The sequence below is a fragment of the Parendozoicomonas verongulae genome (genome assembly GCF_009711465.1).
GTDB lineage: Bacteria > Pseudomonadota > Gammaproteobacteria > Pseudomonadales > Endozoicomonadaceae > Sansalvadorimonas > Sansalvadorimonas verongulae.
In genome coordinates this window covers 18,644-34,282 of the sequence record NZ_SMME01000835.1, presented here as the reverse complement: position 1 = coordinate 34,282, position 15,639 = coordinate 18,644, and the positions used below count along the sequence as shown (strand labels likewise).

The 15,639-nt window shown below is 52.3% G+C and carries 18 protein-coding genes; 14 read left to right on the top strand and 4 right to left on the bottom strand.

The features are described 5' to 3' along the window. The coding region (locus tag E1189_RS12365; protein ID WP_230460364.1) for a hypothetical protein at positions 1-1,471 on the top strand (1,471 nt) is incomplete at its 5' end. A gap of 32 nt (positions 1,472-1,503) precedes the next feature. Here the strand turns inward: E1189_RS12365 and pstB are convergent. The 4 genes from pstB to pstS all read right to left on the bottom strand — a co-directional run bounded on the left by pstB (position 1,504) and on the right by pstS (position 5,256). Continuing rightward, positions 1,504-2,355 carry a phosphate ABC transporter ATP-binding protein PstB gene (gene pstB / locus E1189_RS12360; RefSeq protein ID WP_408014724.1) on the bottom strand — a complete coding sequence of 284 codons (852 nt, stop codon included), beginning with the start codon at positions 2,353-2,355 and terminating at the stop codon, positions 1,504-1,506. A 4-nt stretch (positions 2,356-2,359) separates the two neighbouring features. Next, complete coding sequence (gene pstA / locus E1189_RS12355) at positions 2,360-3,202, bottom strand: phosphate ABC transporter permease PstA (protein ID WP_155160629.1); 843 nt, start codon at positions 3,200-3,202, stop codon at positions 2,360-2,362. 7 nt (positions 3,203-3,209) lie between these two features. Further along, complete coding sequence (gene pstC / locus E1189_RS12350) at positions 3,210-4,139, bottom strand: phosphate ABC transporter permease subunit PstC (protein ID WP_155160628.1); 930 nt, start codon at positions 4,137-4,139, stop codon at positions 3,210-3,212. 67 nt (positions 4,140-4,206) lie between these two features. Continuing rightward, the gene (pstS, locus tag E1189_RS12345; RefSeq protein ID WP_155160627.1) at positions 4,207-5,256 is read right to left on the bottom strand and encodes a phosphate ABC transporter substrate-binding protein PstS; all 1,050 of its coding nucleotides are present in this window, start codon (positions 5,254-5,256) and stop codon (positions 4,207-4,209) included. 249 nt (positions 5,257-5,505) lie between these two features. Between pstS and E1189_RS12340 the strand changes: the two genes are divergently transcribed. The 13 genes from E1189_RS12340 to ybgF all read left to right on the top strand — a co-directional run bounded on the left by E1189_RS12340 (position 5,506) and on the right by ybgF (position 15,519). Next, complete coding sequence (locus E1189_RS12340; protein WP_155160626.1) at positions 5,506-6,252, top strand: YebC/PmpR family DNA-binding transcriptional regulator; 747 nt, start codon at positions 5,506-5,508, stop codon at positions 6,250-6,252. 341 nt (positions 6,253-6,593) lie between these two features. After that, on the top strand, positions 6,594-7,298 hold the full coding sequence (locus E1189_RS12335) for a hypothetical protein (protein ID WP_155160625.1): 705 nt from the start codon (positions 6,594-6,596) through the stop codon (positions 7,296-7,298). 113 nt (positions 7,299-7,411) lie between these two features. After that, positions 7,412-7,939, top strand: coding sequence for a crossover junction endodeoxyribonuclease RuvC (gene ruvC, locus E1189_RS12330; protein WP_155160624.1), 528 nt, complete (start codon positions 7,412-7,414; stop codon positions 7,937-7,939). A gap of 72 nt (positions 7,940-8,011) precedes the next feature. Further along, entirely contained in the window at positions 8,012-8,623 is a 612-nt protein-coding gene (ruvA, locus tag E1189_RS12325; RefSeq protein WP_155160623.1) for a Holliday junction branch migration protein RuvA, read from the top strand. A gap of 18 nt (positions 8,624-8,641) precedes the next feature. Further along, the gene (ruvB, locus tag E1189_RS12320; protein WP_155160622.1) at positions 8,642-9,649 is read left to right on the top strand and encodes a Holliday junction branch migration DNA helicase RuvB; all 1,008 of its coding nucleotides are present in this window, start codon (positions 8,642-8,644) and stop codon (positions 9,647-9,649) included. A 9-nt stretch (positions 9,650-9,658) separates the two neighbouring features. Beyond that, positions 9,659-10,141, top strand: coding sequence for an outer membrane lipoprotein (locus tag E1189_RS12315; RefSeq protein WP_155160621.1), 483 nt, complete (start codon positions 9,659-9,661; stop codon positions 10,139-10,141). Positions 10,142-10,240: 99 nt separating this feature from the next. Further along, complete coding sequence (gene ybgC, locus E1189_RS12310) at positions 10,241-10,663, top strand: tol-pal system-associated acyl-CoA thioesterase (protein ID WP_329602014.1); 423 nt, start codon at positions 10,241-10,243, stop codon at positions 10,661-10,663. A gap of 44 nt (positions 10,664-10,707) precedes the next feature. Then, positions 10,708-11,418 (top strand): protein TolQ, encoded by a 711-nt coding sequence (gene tolQ / locus E1189_RS12305; RefSeq protein WP_329602013.1) that lies wholly within the window; start codon positions 10,708-10,710, stop codon positions 11,416-11,418. A gap of 2 nt (positions 11,419-11,420) precedes the next feature. Then, the gene (gene tolR, locus E1189_RS12300) at positions 11,421-11,849 is read left to right on the top strand and encodes a protein TolR (protein WP_155160619.1); all 429 of its coding nucleotides are present in this window, start codon (positions 11,421-11,423) and stop codon (positions 11,847-11,849) included. Positions 11,850-11,851: 2 nt separating this feature from the next. Beyond that, complete coding sequence (gene tolA, locus E1189_RS12295) at positions 11,852-12,682, top strand: cell envelope integrity protein TolA (protein ID WP_155160618.1); 831 nt, start codon at positions 11,852-11,854, stop codon at positions 12,680-12,682. Then, complete coding sequence (tolB, locus tag E1189_RS12290) at positions 12,679-13,983, top strand: Tol-Pal system beta propeller repeat protein TolB (protein ID WP_196221404.1); 1,305 nt, start codon at positions 12,679-12,681, stop codon at positions 13,981-13,983. The genes tolA and tolB overlap by 4 nt, the downstream gene beginning before the upstream one ends. A 110-nt stretch (positions 13,984-14,093) precedes the next feature. After that, on the top strand, positions 14,094-14,669 hold the full coding sequence (locus tag E1189_RS12285) for a peptidoglycan-associated lipoprotein (RefSeq protein WP_196221403.1): 576 nt from the start codon (positions 14,094-14,096) through the stop codon (positions 14,667-14,669). A 4-nt stretch (positions 14,670-14,673) separates the two neighbouring features. After that, complete coding sequence (ybgF, locus tag E1189_RS12280) at positions 14,674-15,519, top strand: tol-pal system protein YbgF (RefSeq protein WP_155160616.1); 846 nt, start codon at positions 14,674-14,676, stop codon at positions 15,517-15,519. Positions 15,520-15,639 lie beyond the last annotated feature (120 nt).

Sequence of the window (15,639 nt, the reverse complement as noted above, 5' to 3'; positions counted from 1 at the left end):
GCTCTGGATGACCGGTGTTGATGACATGTCCCGGATGGTTCGCAAAAGAATTTTTCAACAGAATCAGTATCCATTAAATACCTTTTTTAGCGAGCATTTCCTGTGGACCACACTGGTGATGCCGATTACGGAGGATATTCCTCCCCCCCAAAGTCGATATTTTCTTTCTGATCCGGATTTGTCCGCAGGGCCGATGGAATCTATTCCAATGCTTGATGATTGTGTGTCTCCGGGGCGTTTAGCAGAAGCGTTTGGGCGAACTTTCAAGTGTGATAACGCCAAAGGTATGCAGCGTTTCTGCAAGATTCAGTCGGCACAGGAGAGCCAGGCTGTTTTTTTACGCACCTACCAAAGGCTGGAATGGGTGAAGAAAAATCGCCACGCTCTTGGGTTGGAAAGCGAGGTTGTGACACCGTTAAAAGTAGCCAGACTGGATCAGCCATCACAGTTTATAAAGCGAACAGGTTTGGCGGAAAATGAACAGGACCGACTTCTTGCCCAAACCGGTAAGGAGGCCAGGCTGGCCATGCTCTTTAGCTGCCCGGAGGATAAACCCTACGAGCAGTATGTTTATGATGTCCAGGATCCGCAGGTTGCTATGGAAGGGCTGAAAAAATATGCCAGTGATTATGGGCGACTATGGAAGTACGGATTAATGGGCCCTGCTGTTATTAATGCTTATCACGATATTGATAAGAACAGGCGACATACTTTTTTATCGATCTACATTGACAGTGACAGTGAAGGGAACATTGAACGCTGGAATGGGCAGGCCACGAATTATCCGAACGTGGGAGGGAGTGTAGGTATGCGGGATCAAGGGGATATCCGCAAACCTGAAGAGATAGAGGAGGGCTTTGATGCTTTCCCGAAATGCACCTATGATCCTCTGGTTAATAATAAAATCCGGCTGAATGAACTGGGCCGTACTGCTCAGGGGTTGATACTTCTTTATGCCCGACGCTTTCAGGGTGGCTTTGACTGTTCCAGTGTCGCAAGTGTGCAGGCGGTTGAGCAGGATATTGGCTCTTTACTGTCAAAATTATTTTGTCATGCAGCCCCTTTGAGTGAACAGGCGTGCCTGAAGTTTATGCAAGAAGATGGTCTGTTATCCCAGTGTGCTCGGGAGGTGAGTTACTGGACGGCCAAAGATGTTCCCTATGTTCACGATTTACGCAGAGCCGTGATAAATCGAGATGTTTATCCCCATCTTCCTGCCAAAATGCGTGGTGCCGTGTTGACTGATAATGATCAGGCATTCCTGACAGACAAGGGGTTTCATGATCCCACAAGGGATGTAGGCGATGAATGTCAACTGGGGGTTGGCAGTGGACGAAACCCTCTAATCGCCCTTCATGCTTTGATAACCAAGATGCTTTGTCACACGGTTGTGGCTATGAAGGTGGCCGATACGGAGGGAGCGGCAACATCGCCTCCTAAAGGTGGAGGCGATGACTGGCTGGCTGTTTAGGAGATATTGGTCCGGGTACTTATGGAAGCAGATTATCCAAAGTCACCCTGAATATAGTCACGGGTGCGCTTGTTTTCCGGGCGCTCAAAGATTTTTTCAGTAGGCCCAAATTCCACCAGGTCTCCCAGGTACATAAAGCCCGTGTAATCAGAGATACGCGTCGCCTGTTGCATATTGTGGGTGACGATCACAATGGTGTAGTCCTCACGCAGTTCCGTAATCAGCTTTTCGATGGCTGCTGTTGCCAGTGGGTCGAGGGCTGACGTTGGTTCGTCCATTAAAATCACTTCAGGCTTCAGAGCGATGGTGCGGGCAATGCACAAACGCTGCTGCTGACCGCCAGACAGTCCCATGGCATCGGCGTGAAGCTTGTCTTTCACCTCGTTCCACAGGTGGGCTTTGATCAGAGCTTCCCTGGTGCGCTTCTCTATCTGGTAGCTGTTCATGCCACCGCGAATTTTCAGGCCGAAGGTCAGGTTGTCCAGAATGCTCATGGGGAAGGGCGTTGGCTTTTGGAACACCATGCCAACCTTTGAACGCAAATCATTCAAATCACGGCCAGCGCTGAGGATGTTTTCATCATCCAGAAAAATCTGGCCTTCTGCGCGCTGTGAACCGTACAGGTTGTAAATACGGTTCAGTGTACGCAGCAGGGTGGATTTACCACAGCCGGAAGGGCCAATCAGTGCCGTGACCCGGTTGTTGTAAATGGGCATGGTGATGTTTTTCAGGGCCGGAGCATCGGAGCGGTTGTAGTAAAAGCTCAGATCTTCCAACTTCATGCACAGGCTGGGTGTCTCAACCTCTTTAATCTGCGCAACAATCTGTACATCAGGCTGCATATCTGGCTTAAGCGCAGTGACAGTATTGGCTTCCATGGTCATGCTCCTATGCACGGACTTTTCTGGCTTTGATCAGAGCGGGCAATGCTTTGGCCAAAATGTTGATAACGAGAATAAATGTGGTGATCAGCAGGGCACCGGCCCAGGCCAGCTCATTCCAGGACTGGAAAGGGCTCATTGCGTACTGATAAATGGTCACCGGCAGGTTCGCCATGGGGGCACCCATATCGGTGGTCATAAAGTTACTGTTCAGGGCGGTAAACAACAGTGGCGCTGTTTCGCCGGAGATGCGGGCGACAGACAGCAGAATACCGGTAATAATGCCAGGGCCTGCCGCACGGTAGCTCAGGCGGGTAATGACAATCCAGCGAGGGGCACCCAGGCCGGAGCCTGCTTCTTTCAGTGTGGGTGGCACCAGCCGCAGCATCTCTTCGGTAGCGCTGATAATGGTGGGCAGAGCCAGAATCGCCAGTGCCAGTGCGCCCGCCCAGCCGGAGTAGCCACCGGTGGTGACGACAACTGTCGCATACACAAACATACCCACCAGAATGGACGGCGCACTCATCAGCATACCGTTCAGAAAACGAAGAGCGTCTGCAATACGGGAGTTTTTATCCGCTTCCGAGAGCCAGGTGCCTGCAAGAATGCCCACAGGGGTAGCAATCACAATGCCGGTAGCAGTCAGCATCAGACTGCCGATAATGGCGTTCTTCAAACCGCCAAAGCTACCAGGGCCTGGAGTGAGTTCGGTAAACACATGCCAGCCCATACCGGCAATGCCATTGCTCACCAGGCTGTAAAGAATGCTGGCGAGTACACCCAACCCAAGAGCGGAGGCTCCCATACAGAAGCCGATAAACAGAAAATTTTTGATTTTGCGTAAGTTCATAGGGGCCTTACCGTTTCTTCTTCAACAGTACACGGGCAAAGCCCATCACCACGAAGGTGAGCATAAACAGCACAATGCCCAGCCCGATGAGGGAGGAAATATGCAGCGGGTCTGTGGCTTCGTTAAATTGCTGGGCAATGGTGGAGGAGATGGAACTGGCGGGCATAAACAACGAGGTTTCAATGCGATTGGCGCCACCAATCACAAAGGCCACCGCCATGGTTTCTCCTAATGCACGACCAAGGCCGAGAATGCTGGCACCCACTGCCGCATTTTTGATGGCGGGGAGCAGCACTTTGGTTACCACTTCAAAAGGGGTTGCACCCACGCCATACGCAGCTTCCCGCAGTACGTTAGGAACGGTTTTCAGTGCATCCCGCACCAGTGAGGAGACTATCGGCAGAATCATAATGGCCAGAATGATGCCAGCAGTCAGCAGACCAATACCGATGGGTGGGCCGTCGAACCAGTGGCCAATCAGGGGCAGATCGACAAGATGGTCGGCTGCCCACATCTGGAAGCCATCGGAGAACCAGGGGGCGAAGACAAACAAACCCCACATGCCGTAAATAATGCTGGGTACAGCCGCCAGAAGTTCAATGGCCATACCCACAGGCTGGCTGACCCAGTCAGGTGCCAGCTCCGCCAGAAAAATTGCGACCCCAAGGCTCAGGGGAACAGCAATCACCATAGCGATTAAAGACGACACCAGTGTGCCATAAACAGCGGATGCAGCTCCGAACTGGCCATTGACCGGATCCCAGATATTGCGGAATACAAAACCGGGGCCAAACTCCCTGAGCGCCATCCAGCCACCGTCAATCAGTGACAGAACAATACCCGTCAGTACCAGCAAAATCAGAACAGCGCTGGAAAAGCTCAGGCGGAAGAACAGGGTGTCTCCGTCCGGGCGCTTGGGTAATGAAATTGTTGGCATGAATATCAACCTTTTCTTGTTTCAGTCGGGGCTGTGAAAAGCCCCGGCCTTCTCTTCCCTTCAGGGCTTATCGAACAGGCTCACCGTTAACGGTGGACAGCTCGTTCTTCCACAGGTCGCTTACCATACTCACAACGCTGTCTGGCATGGGGATGTAATCAAGAGCGATGGCCTGCTCATTGCCATGTTCATAACTCCACTCGAAGAAGTTGAGGATGGTACGGGCCTTGTCACCATCCACCTGATCCTTGTGCATCAGGATGAAGGTAGCGGCAGTCATGGGCCAGGAGTCTGCACCGGGCTGGTTGTTCAGTAGTAGTTTGAAACCGGGGGCGTTAGCCCAGTCGGCGTTGGCAGCAGCGGCCTGGAAGGTTTCCATAGTGGGTTGCAGGAACTTGCCATCAGCACTTTGCAGCTGGGTGTAGGTGAGGTCGTTCTGCTTGGCGAATGCGAATTCCACATAGCCGATAGCGCCACGGGTACGGCTGACGAAGTTGGCGACACCGGCGTTGCCGTTACCGCCGATAGTGGTGGCCGCAGAAGGCCAGCTGATATCCGTATTGGCGCCGATGTTCTCTTTCCATTCGGGGCTTACGCGGGAGAGGTAGTCGGTGAAGTTGTAAGTGGTGCCGGAGCCATCAGAGCGATGCACCACATAAATGGCGCGGCGGGGCAGGTTCAGGCCGGGGTTCAGCCTGACGATGGCGTCATCGTTCCAGCGTTTGATTTTACCCAGATAAATGTCGGCCAGGGTTTTGCCATCCAGGCGCAGCTGGCCGGGCTCGATGCCGGGCACATTGATAACAGGAACAATAGAACCCATCACCATAGGGAACTGGATCATGTTTTCTTTATCAAGGCGTTCAATATTCAGTGGCGCGTCGGTCGCACCGAAATCAACGGTTTTAGCAGTAATCTGACGAATGCCACCGCCGGAACCAATGGCCTGATAATTAATACGGGTGCCGGTTTCAGTATTGTAATCTTCCGCCCACCTGGCATAAATCGGGTGAGGGAAGGATGCGCCTGCACCGTTGATAATGGCTGTGCTGGCAACAGCGGAGGTGGCAGCAGAGGCCATAAGTGTGGCTATCATGACAGATCTGAACGGCTTCATCAGGAGGCTCCTGTGTGTAGTCCTAGTAGTGAATTGGCAGGTCATGTCGTGTGTCGATGGATGCGAATGTAGAGCAGTTATGTGACAGTTTTGTGACTGTTATATTTCAATGTCGCCTCAATTCTGCAATTTAAAGAGTCTTTACAAGATCCTTTCTTGTTTCTGGCAGTAATGAGCCAGCTCAGATGAGCTAAACCGTTTTTCACGGTATAATGCCCGTTTTGAATTTTTCGACTTTGAGGATTGCAGATGGCCGGTCATAGTAAATGGGCCAACATCAAGCACCGTAAGGCTGCTCAGGATGCCAAGCGCGGCAAGATTTTCACCAAGCTGATCCGTGAGCTTGTGGTGGCTGCCAAAATCGGTGGCGGTAACGTGGAAGATAACCCACGTCTGCGTGCTGCTGTGGATAAGGCGCTGGGCGCCAACATGACCCGCGACACCATTAACCGCGCCATTGCCCGCGGTGCTGGTGGTGATGACGACAGCAACATGGATGAGATCACTTACGAGGGTTATGGCCCCGGTGGTGTGGCGGTTCTGGTTGAGTGCCTGAGCGACAACCGTAATCGTACCGTGTCTGAAGTGCGTCACGCTTTCTCCAAACACGGTGGCAACCTGGGTACCGACGGTTCCGTTGCCTATCTGTTTGAACGTAAGGGTCAGATCTTCTTTGAAGCGGGTGCTGACGAAGATGAGGTGATGGAAGCGGCTCTGGATGCCGGTGCAGAAGACGTTGTGTCTAACGACGATGGTTCCATTGAAGTGCTGACTGAGTGGACTGAATTTATGTCTGTGAAAGATGCTCTTGAGAAGGCTGGTCTGACTCCTGCCGGCGGTGAAGTGACTATGATCGCTTCCACACAGGCAGAAATGGATAAAGAGGGTGCTGAAAAAATCCTGAAGCTGATTGATCGTCTGGAAGATCTGGACGACGTTCAGGAGGTTTACACCAACGCGGATATCCCAGCTGACATTATGGAACAGCTGGGTTGACACGCTCTCAGGCTTCTACTCCCGTGTGGGTGGAAGCCTCTTCATAAAATATTGATCCCCAAAGTGATCAGAAAGAGAGTAACGGTCATGGCTGTGACAACGGCCAGTGGTGCCATCCATTCCTTCATATCTCTGCATAGCTCTTGTGTGACTTGTGAAAAGCAATGCTCACTAGCTTAATTCGTGTTGTTCAAAACGCCTGTTGCTTTTGGTTACCAGGTGCAGCTTCTTTGTAATTTTCAGATTGTCAGTAGTGCTGACCTTATTCCGGAAGCAGGAAACTTTTGGCTGGATACCTGCTCTGAAATCCTCTCTTAATGTAATTTCGCAGAGGTAAAAGTATGCAAAATCTTCAAGGGGTTCAGTCCTATCTTACTGGTCTGAACCGTTTTTATGAATTTTCAGGGCAGGTTACTCAGTACTTTTCTGAATGGCGTAACTGGGGTGTCACTCATATTGGTGATGAAGTGCTAGGGTATCTGGGTCAGGCACGAGACGATTTTGAGAAACAATATGGCAGTACTGCCGTTAAGGCTGTCTATGCCGCAGGAGGAGTGGCTCTCGCCTATTGGACAATCAGTCCACTTATGACTGCTGTCAGGAGGAGTTGTCAGTTAAGTCGCATGAATGCTGAGGCTCATAAAAACCTGTCCCCAATGGTGCGGGGGAAGAATCTGTATGCTCTGCATGATTTACGCAAGGAGATGAAGGACAGCTATAGTGCCTCCTGTTCTCGGACATACTTTGCGGATATGTTTGCTCTCGGCGTGGTGGTTATGTCAGCCCCTCCCTTTTATGCTTATCTTGGTGCGGCCGTAATGGGTGTCAGGGCTCTCGGGATGGCAGTTAACTGTTTGAGTGCCTGTTCTCAGATGAGTAAGGTGAATCGTTTAAGCTATGCGTTTTCTGCTGGCGCCAGCTCACAACTGCATTCCGGTCAGGCGGCGGAGGAAATGTACTGGCGTGTTAACCGTAACACTGTCTGCGATGCCAGCGGTGCTGAGTTCCATATCAATGCTGTTGACCCTAGACATATCGTTGACTGATCGTTTATCTCTGATGGCCAGAGCGAAATAGTTGCTCTGACCATCAGAATACCCCTTCACACCTCCCTCTATAACTGTAAAAATAAACAGTATCTATTTTCTAAAGCGTACTTATGGCGATTATCCTTGGAATTGATCCGGGCTCCCGGGTCACAGGTTATGGTGTGATTAACCATAACGGTCAAACGATTGAGTATGTGGATTCCGGCTGTATTCGTATTCAGCCCGGAGAGCTGCCTGAGCGCTTGAAGCAGGTTTACGATGGTATCGATCAGGTGATCGAAGCCTGGACGCCCCAGATGGTAGGTATTGAGCAAGTCTTTATGGCGAAGAACGCAGACTCGGCCCTGAAGTTGGGGCAGGCCCGTGGCGCGGCGATTGTTGCGGCTATGAATCATGGTTTGCCGGTGAGTGAGTATTCTGCCCGCCAGGTGAAACAGGCTGTTGTGGGAACAGGTTCTGCAGATAAGGAACAGGTGCAGCATATGGTGATGGCTATGTTGCGGTTGAACCGTAAGCCTCAGGCGGATGCGGCGGATGCTCTGGCGGTGGCATTGTGTCATGCTCATACCCGGCAGGGGCTTATTGGGCTTGCCGGTACGGGTGGACGGCGTGTTGCGCGTGGGCGTTTGAAACAGTAAACCCAATTCTACCTTTTGAAGATTTGAGTTCGCTGCCCCAACCTTGGATGGGAGTGGTGGTTGGAGTGAGAAATGATTGGAAGATTACGCGGCACACTGATTGAGAAAAATCCTCCCGGGCTGTTAATTGATGTCAGCGGAGTGGGTTACGAGGTAGAAGCCTCCATGACCACGATTTACCGCTTGCCGGAACCCGGTGTGGAGGTGACGTTGTTCACTCATTTTGTGGTGCGGGAAGATGCCCAGCTGCTGTACGGGTTTGCGGATAAGAGTGAACGACAGTTGTTCCGTACACTGATTCGCGTAAACGGCGTAGGGCCGAAGCTGGCGCTGGCGATTCTGTCGGGTATGGAAGCGGAGATGTTTGCCCGTTGTGTTCATGAGCAGGATACATCCATGCTTACCCGTATTCCCGGTGTGGGCAAGAAAACAGCGGAGCGCCTGATTGTTGAGATGAAAGATCGTCTCAGTGAATGGCAGCCTGCGCTGGGTGCCATGGAGATGGCTGCAGTAGGCAAGAAGCCAGAGAAAGTGCAGCGTCACGATCCGGTTCAGGATGCCGTGAGTGCGCTGGTGGCTCTTGGTTATCGTCCTCAGGAGGCGAGCAAAGCGGTGTCTGCGGTGCAGGATGATAATCTGAGTGCAGATGAGATGATTCGTCAGGCTCTTAAGGCGATGATTTAAGCGTCAGGGATATAAAGTATGATCGAAAGTGACCGACTGATTTCTGCGCAGGAAGCGCCTCAGGAAGATCGTATAGACAGAGCGATTCGCCCTGAGCGGTTGAGTGATTACATTGGCCAGCCTGCGGTGCGGGAGCAGATGGAAATCTTTATTCAGGCGGCGCGCCTGCGTAAGGATGCTCTGGATCACACGTTGGTGTTTGGCCCTCCCGGCCTGGGTAAGACGACGCTGGCCAATATTCTTGCCAACGAGATGGGTGTAAACCTTCGCTCCACGTCTGGGCCTGTTCTGGAGAAGGCCGGTGATCTGGCGGCGATGCTCACCAATCTTGAACCTCACGATATTCTTTTTATTGATGAGATTCACCGCCTCAGCCCGGTTGTGGAGGAGGTGCTTTATCCGGCCATGGAAGACTATCAGCTGGATATTATGATCGGCGAGGGGCCTGCAGCCCGTTCCATTAAACTGGATTTACCTCCCTTCACTCTGATTGGCGCAACCACCCGCGCAGGTCTTCTCACTTCTCCTCTGCGTGACCGTTTTGGTATTGTTCAGCGTCTTGAGTTTTACAGTGTTGAAGACCTGACCACCATTGTGCAGCGTTCTGCCCGCATTCTGGGTATGGATATGGGGGGGGAAGGGGCTGCCGAGGTGGCTCGCCGTTCCCGCGGTACGCCCCGTATTGCCAACCGTTTGTTGCGCCGGGTGCGGGATTATGCCGAGGTGCGGGCGGATGGCCAGGCCACCGGTGAAGTGGCGGATGCAGCCTTGAATATGCTGGATGTGGATAGTCAGGGTTTTGATCATATGGACCGTCGCCTTCTTCTGGCGATGATTGAGAAGTTTGATGGTGGCCCTGTAGGGGTTGATAGCCTTGCGGCAGCCATCGGCGAAGAACGTGATACCATCGAGGATGTCCTCGAGCCTTATTTGATTCAACAAGGCTATTTGATGCGGACTCCCCGTGGGCGGGTTGTAACCCGTCACGCTTATGAACACTTTGGCCTTTCTTTCAGTGATGAGTAGTAAACTGTCATGATCAAGAAATATTTGCGATCTATTGTTGTAAGTGGTTTTGTTGTGAGCACAGTGGTGTTGGCGGGTTGCCAGTCCACCATGACTTCCAATGTTTATTCCCGTGAAGAAGCGCGGGCTATTCAGACGATTCAGGAAGGCACTATTATCGACCTGAAATCGGTGACTATCGAAGGTACTCAAAGTGGCATCGGCGGCATTGCTGGTGGGGTAGCCGGTGGTCTGGCTGGCAGCGGTATTGGTGGTGGTTCCGGTAGTGGTATTGCTTCAGTGGGCGGCGCTGTTCTGGGGGGTGTTCTGGCCAATATGGCAGAAGAGAAGATGACCCGTAAGCAGGGTGTGAATATCACAATTCGCCTGACTAACGGGCAGCTGATTTCTATCGTGCAGGAAGTAGACCCGCAAATGATTTTCCAGAATGGTCAACATGTGCGGATTTATTCCCAGCAAGGCACGAACCGTGTTGTGCCTGTGACCATGTAAAGGCCGGGGTAAACGATCAGGCAGTTGTAACATTTTGTACGGCTGCCTCTCATACGTTGTATTCCATGGTATAACGGAGAAAAGGCTCTGAGGTGCAGTGTGGCCGATAAAGTTTTTGACTGGCCGGTGCGTGTTTATTACGAAGATACCGATGCCGGCGGTATTGTTTACTATGTAAACTACCTGAAGTTTATGGAGCGGGCGCGTACAGAATATCTGCGCAGTCTGGGCTTTGACCAGCAGGCTTTGATGTACGACGGTGTTTTGTTTGTTGTGCGCAATACATCTATCGATTACCTGAAACCCGCCAGGCTGGATGACTCTCTTAATGTGACTGTCAGCCTGTCCCGCCGTGGTCGAGCCGGTTTCGATATGATTCAGTCTATCTGGCGCGGCGAGGAGGAACTGTGCAGTGGCAAGGTGGCGATTGCCTGTGTCAGTGCAAACAGTTTGCGCCCTGTGGGTTTGCCGGTGAATGTCCGGCAGGCCATGTTGTTATCATCCCAGGATTCTGATGCCTAGGAGCGGATGCTTCAGGTTTGAAATGATTGCCAAGTGAGGAAAGTGTGACAGAAGGTACATCTATGTGGGCGCTGGTACTGAATGCCAGCTGGATTGTTCAGTTTGTGCTGTTGATGTTAGTGGCTGCGTCTATTGTGTCCTGGGTGTTTATTGTTCAGCGCGCCATTGTGCTGCGCAACGCTCGCCGGTCTGCCGTCTCTTTTGAAGACCGCTTCTGGTCTGGCATGGATCTTGGCACTCTTTATCGGGAAGTGCACGGCGACAGTGACCCCGATGGCGGTATGGAACGCATCTTTATGGCGGGCTTTCGGGAGTTCACCCGTTTGCGTGGTCAGGGGGTAGATGCCGATGCCATGATGGATGGTGTGCAGCGCTCCATGCGTGTGGCAGTCACCCGTGAACAGGAAAGCCTTGAAGCCCACCTTCCTTTTCTTGCAACAGTTGGTTCCACTGGCCCTTATGTCGGCCTGTTCGGTACTGTGGTGGGTGTTATGAACTCCTTCCGTGGACTGGCACATGTTCAACAGACGACACTGGCCGCCGTTGCGCCCGGTATTGCGGAAGCACTGGTAACCACTGCTGTGGGGCTGGTAGCCGCAATTCCTGCGGTTGTGGCCTTTAACCGTTTCAATGCCCGTGTTGAGCAGCTGCTTACCAGTTATGAAACCTTTGCTGAAGAGTTCTCCAGCATTCTGCACCGTCAGGTACATGCACAGGTGAAGAAGCAGTCTCCCGATTCCCACGGGGAGGGGTAATTATGGCGCGCAGTGCTCGTCGTAAACCTATGTCAGAAATCAACATGGTGCCGTTTATCGACATCATGATGGTGATGCTGGTGGCCTTTATGGTGTCGTCCCCCATGTTTACTCAGGGGGTGCATGTTGAGTTGCCGAAAACTGACAGCAAACCCGTTGAGATTCCCAAGGGCGAAGAGCCGCTGATCATCTCTATCAAGGCCGATGGTTCCTATTACCTCAGCCTTGAGTCCACTGGTGATAAGGCTCTGCCACTGGATGAAATGACCGACAAGGTGCGTAAAATCAAACGTGCCAGCCCGTCTACTCTGGTGCTGGTAAAAGGTGATAAAGCTGCCCGTTACGGTTCGGTTGTAGAGGCTATGGCGACTTTGCAGAAAGCAGGGGTTGAGGATGTGGGTCTGATTACTGAGCCAGGGGAGCTGAACTGAGCGTGAAGGACAAGTTCTTCTGGCGAATAATCAACGCAGTGCAAGGGCAGGGAAGTGGTAACTGGCGATTGCCCATCCTCTTCTCGGCTGTACTGCACACGGTTTTGTTGATTGGCTTGTTTATGGTGATGCCGTCTTCGTCGGAAACCAGGACGATTAACCCCAGCCCCAGTTTTGTATCTGCCCGTGTGGTCACGCTGGAACAGGCCAAACCCAAACCAAAGCCCAAACCTGCCCCCAGAGTTGCACCGGAACCCAGGCCAAAACCCAAAGCACAACCAAAGCCGGCTCCCAGGCAGCCGGTGAAAAAGCCACCACCTAAGCCTAAGGTGGATCAAAAGGCGATTGCCCTGAAGCGCAAGCAGGAAGAAGAGCGCAAACAGCGTGAGAAAGCGGCTGCAGAAAGGGAAAGGCAACGTAAGGAACAGGAGCGTCTGGATCAGTTGCAAAAGCAGCGGGAACAGGAGATGCTGGCTGCCATGGCGCGGGAGCAACAGGCTCGCCAGCAGGCCGCACAGTTAAAGGCTGATCAGGCAGAGGTGGCGAGTTACACTCAGGTGATTGCCAGTCTGGTGTCGTCTCGGTGGAGTCGCCCGGCCAGCGCACGACGGGGGATGACCGTTGTTCTGCGTATACGGCTTGCGCCCACGGGTGAAGTGATCAGTATTGCCAAGGTGCGGGGCAGTGGCGATGAAGCCTTTGATCGTTCTGCCCAGCAGGCGGTGAACAGTGCAGCACCGTTTAGAGAAATAAGAAATATTGAAAGCCGGATTTTTGAGAAAAATTTCCGTGAGTTCACCTTTTTATTTAACCCCGAGGACCTGCTGAAATGAGAGCATACTTGCGAGTCGCCCTCTTTGGTTTTCTGTTGATAATGGTGAGTCTGGCCCGTGCCGAGCTTACTATTGAAATTACTCAGGGCAATGATAAAGCCGTACCCGTGGCCGTTGTGCCTTTTGCCTGGAGTGGTCAAGGTGTTCTGCCTGAAGATATTGCCGGGATTGTAGGCAATGACTTGCGTTTGAGTGGACAGTTTGCACCTGTACCCACCAGCCAGTTCCTTGGTTTTCCATCCAAGGCCAGTGAGGTGTACTTTGGCGACTGGCGCCGTTTAGGGACATCCTATCTTGTGATTGGGCAGGTGACCGAACAGCCTGGCAGTCGTTACAGGGTGAATTACGAACTGTTCGATGTGCTGGCCCAGAAATCCGTTGTGCGCGGTGAGGTGTCTGGCAACCGTAACCAGCTGCGCTCTGTGGCTCACAGTATCAGTGATGCGGTTTACGAGAAAATTACGGGCGTCCGTGGCTTTTTCTCTACTCGTATCGTGTATGTAGTGGCCAACCGGCACAACGAAAACAGTACTGACTACAAACTGGTTTACGCGGATATGGACGGCCATCGTGCGGTACCTGTTCTGCAATCCAAAGAACCTATTCTTGCTCCCAGCTGGTCTCCCGATGGCCGAAGGCTGGCCTATGTTTCCTTTGAAACGGGTCGCCCTGCTATCTATATACAGGAGTTGGCGACGGGGCGTCGTGAACGTATCAGCAGCTTCCGTGGTTTGAACAGTGCGCCGAAATGGTCACCGGATGGTCAGAAACTGGCTATGGTACTGTCCAAATCCGGCAACCCTGACATTTATGTGCTCGATCTTACAACCCGTGCACTTACACAGGTAACCCGCCACTACGCCATGGATAATGAGCCGTCCTGGATGCCAGACGGAAAGAGCATAGTGTTTACGTCCAACCGTGGTGGTTCGGCACAGCTCTATGAAGTCACACTGGCCACCGGCAAAGTGAAACGCCTGACCTTTGAGGGACGCTTTAATGCCCGTGCGCGAGTCTTCCCTGATGGCAAGAGCCTTGCCTATATCCACAAAGGTAAGGGGGATCAGTCCTATAATGTGGCGGTTCAGGAGATAGATACAGGCCGTATGCGTTTACTGTCGTCTTCGCCGTTTGAAGATGCACCGGATGTATCGCCCAATGGTCGTATGCTGATTTACTCTGCAAAAGGGGAAGGCAAAGGCGTACTGGGTATTATCTCTGCCGATGGGCGCGTAAGTTTCCGCCTGCCATCCACGGAGGGAGATGTTCGGGAGCCCGCCTGGTCACCCTTTTTAAATTAGAGGGTGAAATCAGGATATCTTCGACTTGATAGAACGGGTGTTCTGGTTTGCAGAGGGCAACTCTGTTACCTTTGTCGAGTTTTTTAGTTATGGTGAATTGGGAGTTCAAAATGAAGTTTGGCAATATCACAAAGGGGTTCGCCACTGGATTAGCTGTCATCTGGCTTGCAGGTTGTGCCTCTACTGGCACCCAGACTGCAGGTTCCGGTGTAGCAGGTACAGAGGATAGTACAGTCGGTGGTGCTCAAACGGCTGTCGTTACAACTCCTCTGGTTGATCCTGCTGTGCAGGCTGTTATCGACTCTGGCAAGGTTCAGGGCTCCGTTGAGCAGATCGAAGCGCTGCTGAAACAGGATACTGTCCACTTTGGTTTTGATAGTGACAAACTGAGCTCCGATGACATCAAGGCTCTGGACGTACAGGCTGCTTACATGACCAGCCCGGCTGGCGTGAACAGCAAGCTGGTGATCGAAGGTCATACCGACGAGCGTGGTACTCGCACTTACAACCTGGCTCTGGGTGAGCGTCGTGCCAAGGCCGTGAAAAGCTACCTGGCTCTGAAGGGCATCTCTTCCAGTCGTATTGAAGTCGTGAGCTATGGTTTTGAGAAGCCCGTTGATCCCTCTCATAACGAAGCAGCATGGGCTAATAACCGTCGCGCTGTTATCGTTCCTATAGAAGGTTAATTGCATGACAGCAAGGAATGCTCTGCTGGGGCTGGCGATGGCGGCCCTGACTGTTCAGGCAGCACAGGCGTCTTCCATTCCTGTAGTGAGTGCGGGCCGTTCGTCCGCACCAACTACCGGAGCAGCAATTGCGCCAGCACCTGTTGTGAACCCCAATGTCAATACTGCTGTTGTGACTCCTGTGAGTACGGACTCTGGAGTGGAGCAGCCAGCGGTTCTGCTGAACCAGCTGGGTGCTCTGCAGCGAGAAGTGATGGAGTTACGTGGTTTGGTGGAGGAGCAGGGCAATGCGATTGATCGTATTCTGAAAGAGAATCGTGATCGCTACCTTGATCTTGACCGACGCATTTCCCAGCTCTCTGGTTCTGCAGAGAGTGCGTCTGGAACCAGCATGTCTGCTGTGCCGAAAAATACGGCCGTATCCTCTTCCGCTGGCAACATTTCCCCTGATGTTGCACAAGCAGCCGCGAAAAAAGCTGGAGATGTGCTGTATCATGACACCTTCCAGTTGATTCGGGATCGCAAATTCCCGGAAGCGGTTGCTGGGCTGAAAACTTATATCGAAAGATATCCGTCCGGTACTTATGTGGATAATGCCCAGTACTGGCTTGGTGAGGTGTACTTGGCTCAGGGTAACCTGAAAACAGCTAAGGAAGCCTTTGCTCTGCTGCTGGAAAAGTATCCTTTCAGTGATAAGCGTGCCGATGCGACCTATAAGCTGGGACAGGTTTATGATCGTCAGGGTGATCGCGTTAAGGCGAAGGAATACCTGCAGAAGGCTATCAAGGATTTTGCTGGTAGTTCTGCAGCTCGACTGGCAGATGTTTATCTGCGAAATCTGGAAGGATAGTTGATAGATCCCTGTGCCAACAGGCTCTCATGTTTGTTTCGGAAAATGCTAAGGTTGCACGGTGCTGGTAATTCTGTAAGATACGCACCGCTCCGGTTGAGAGTGCCGGGCACTTTGAAG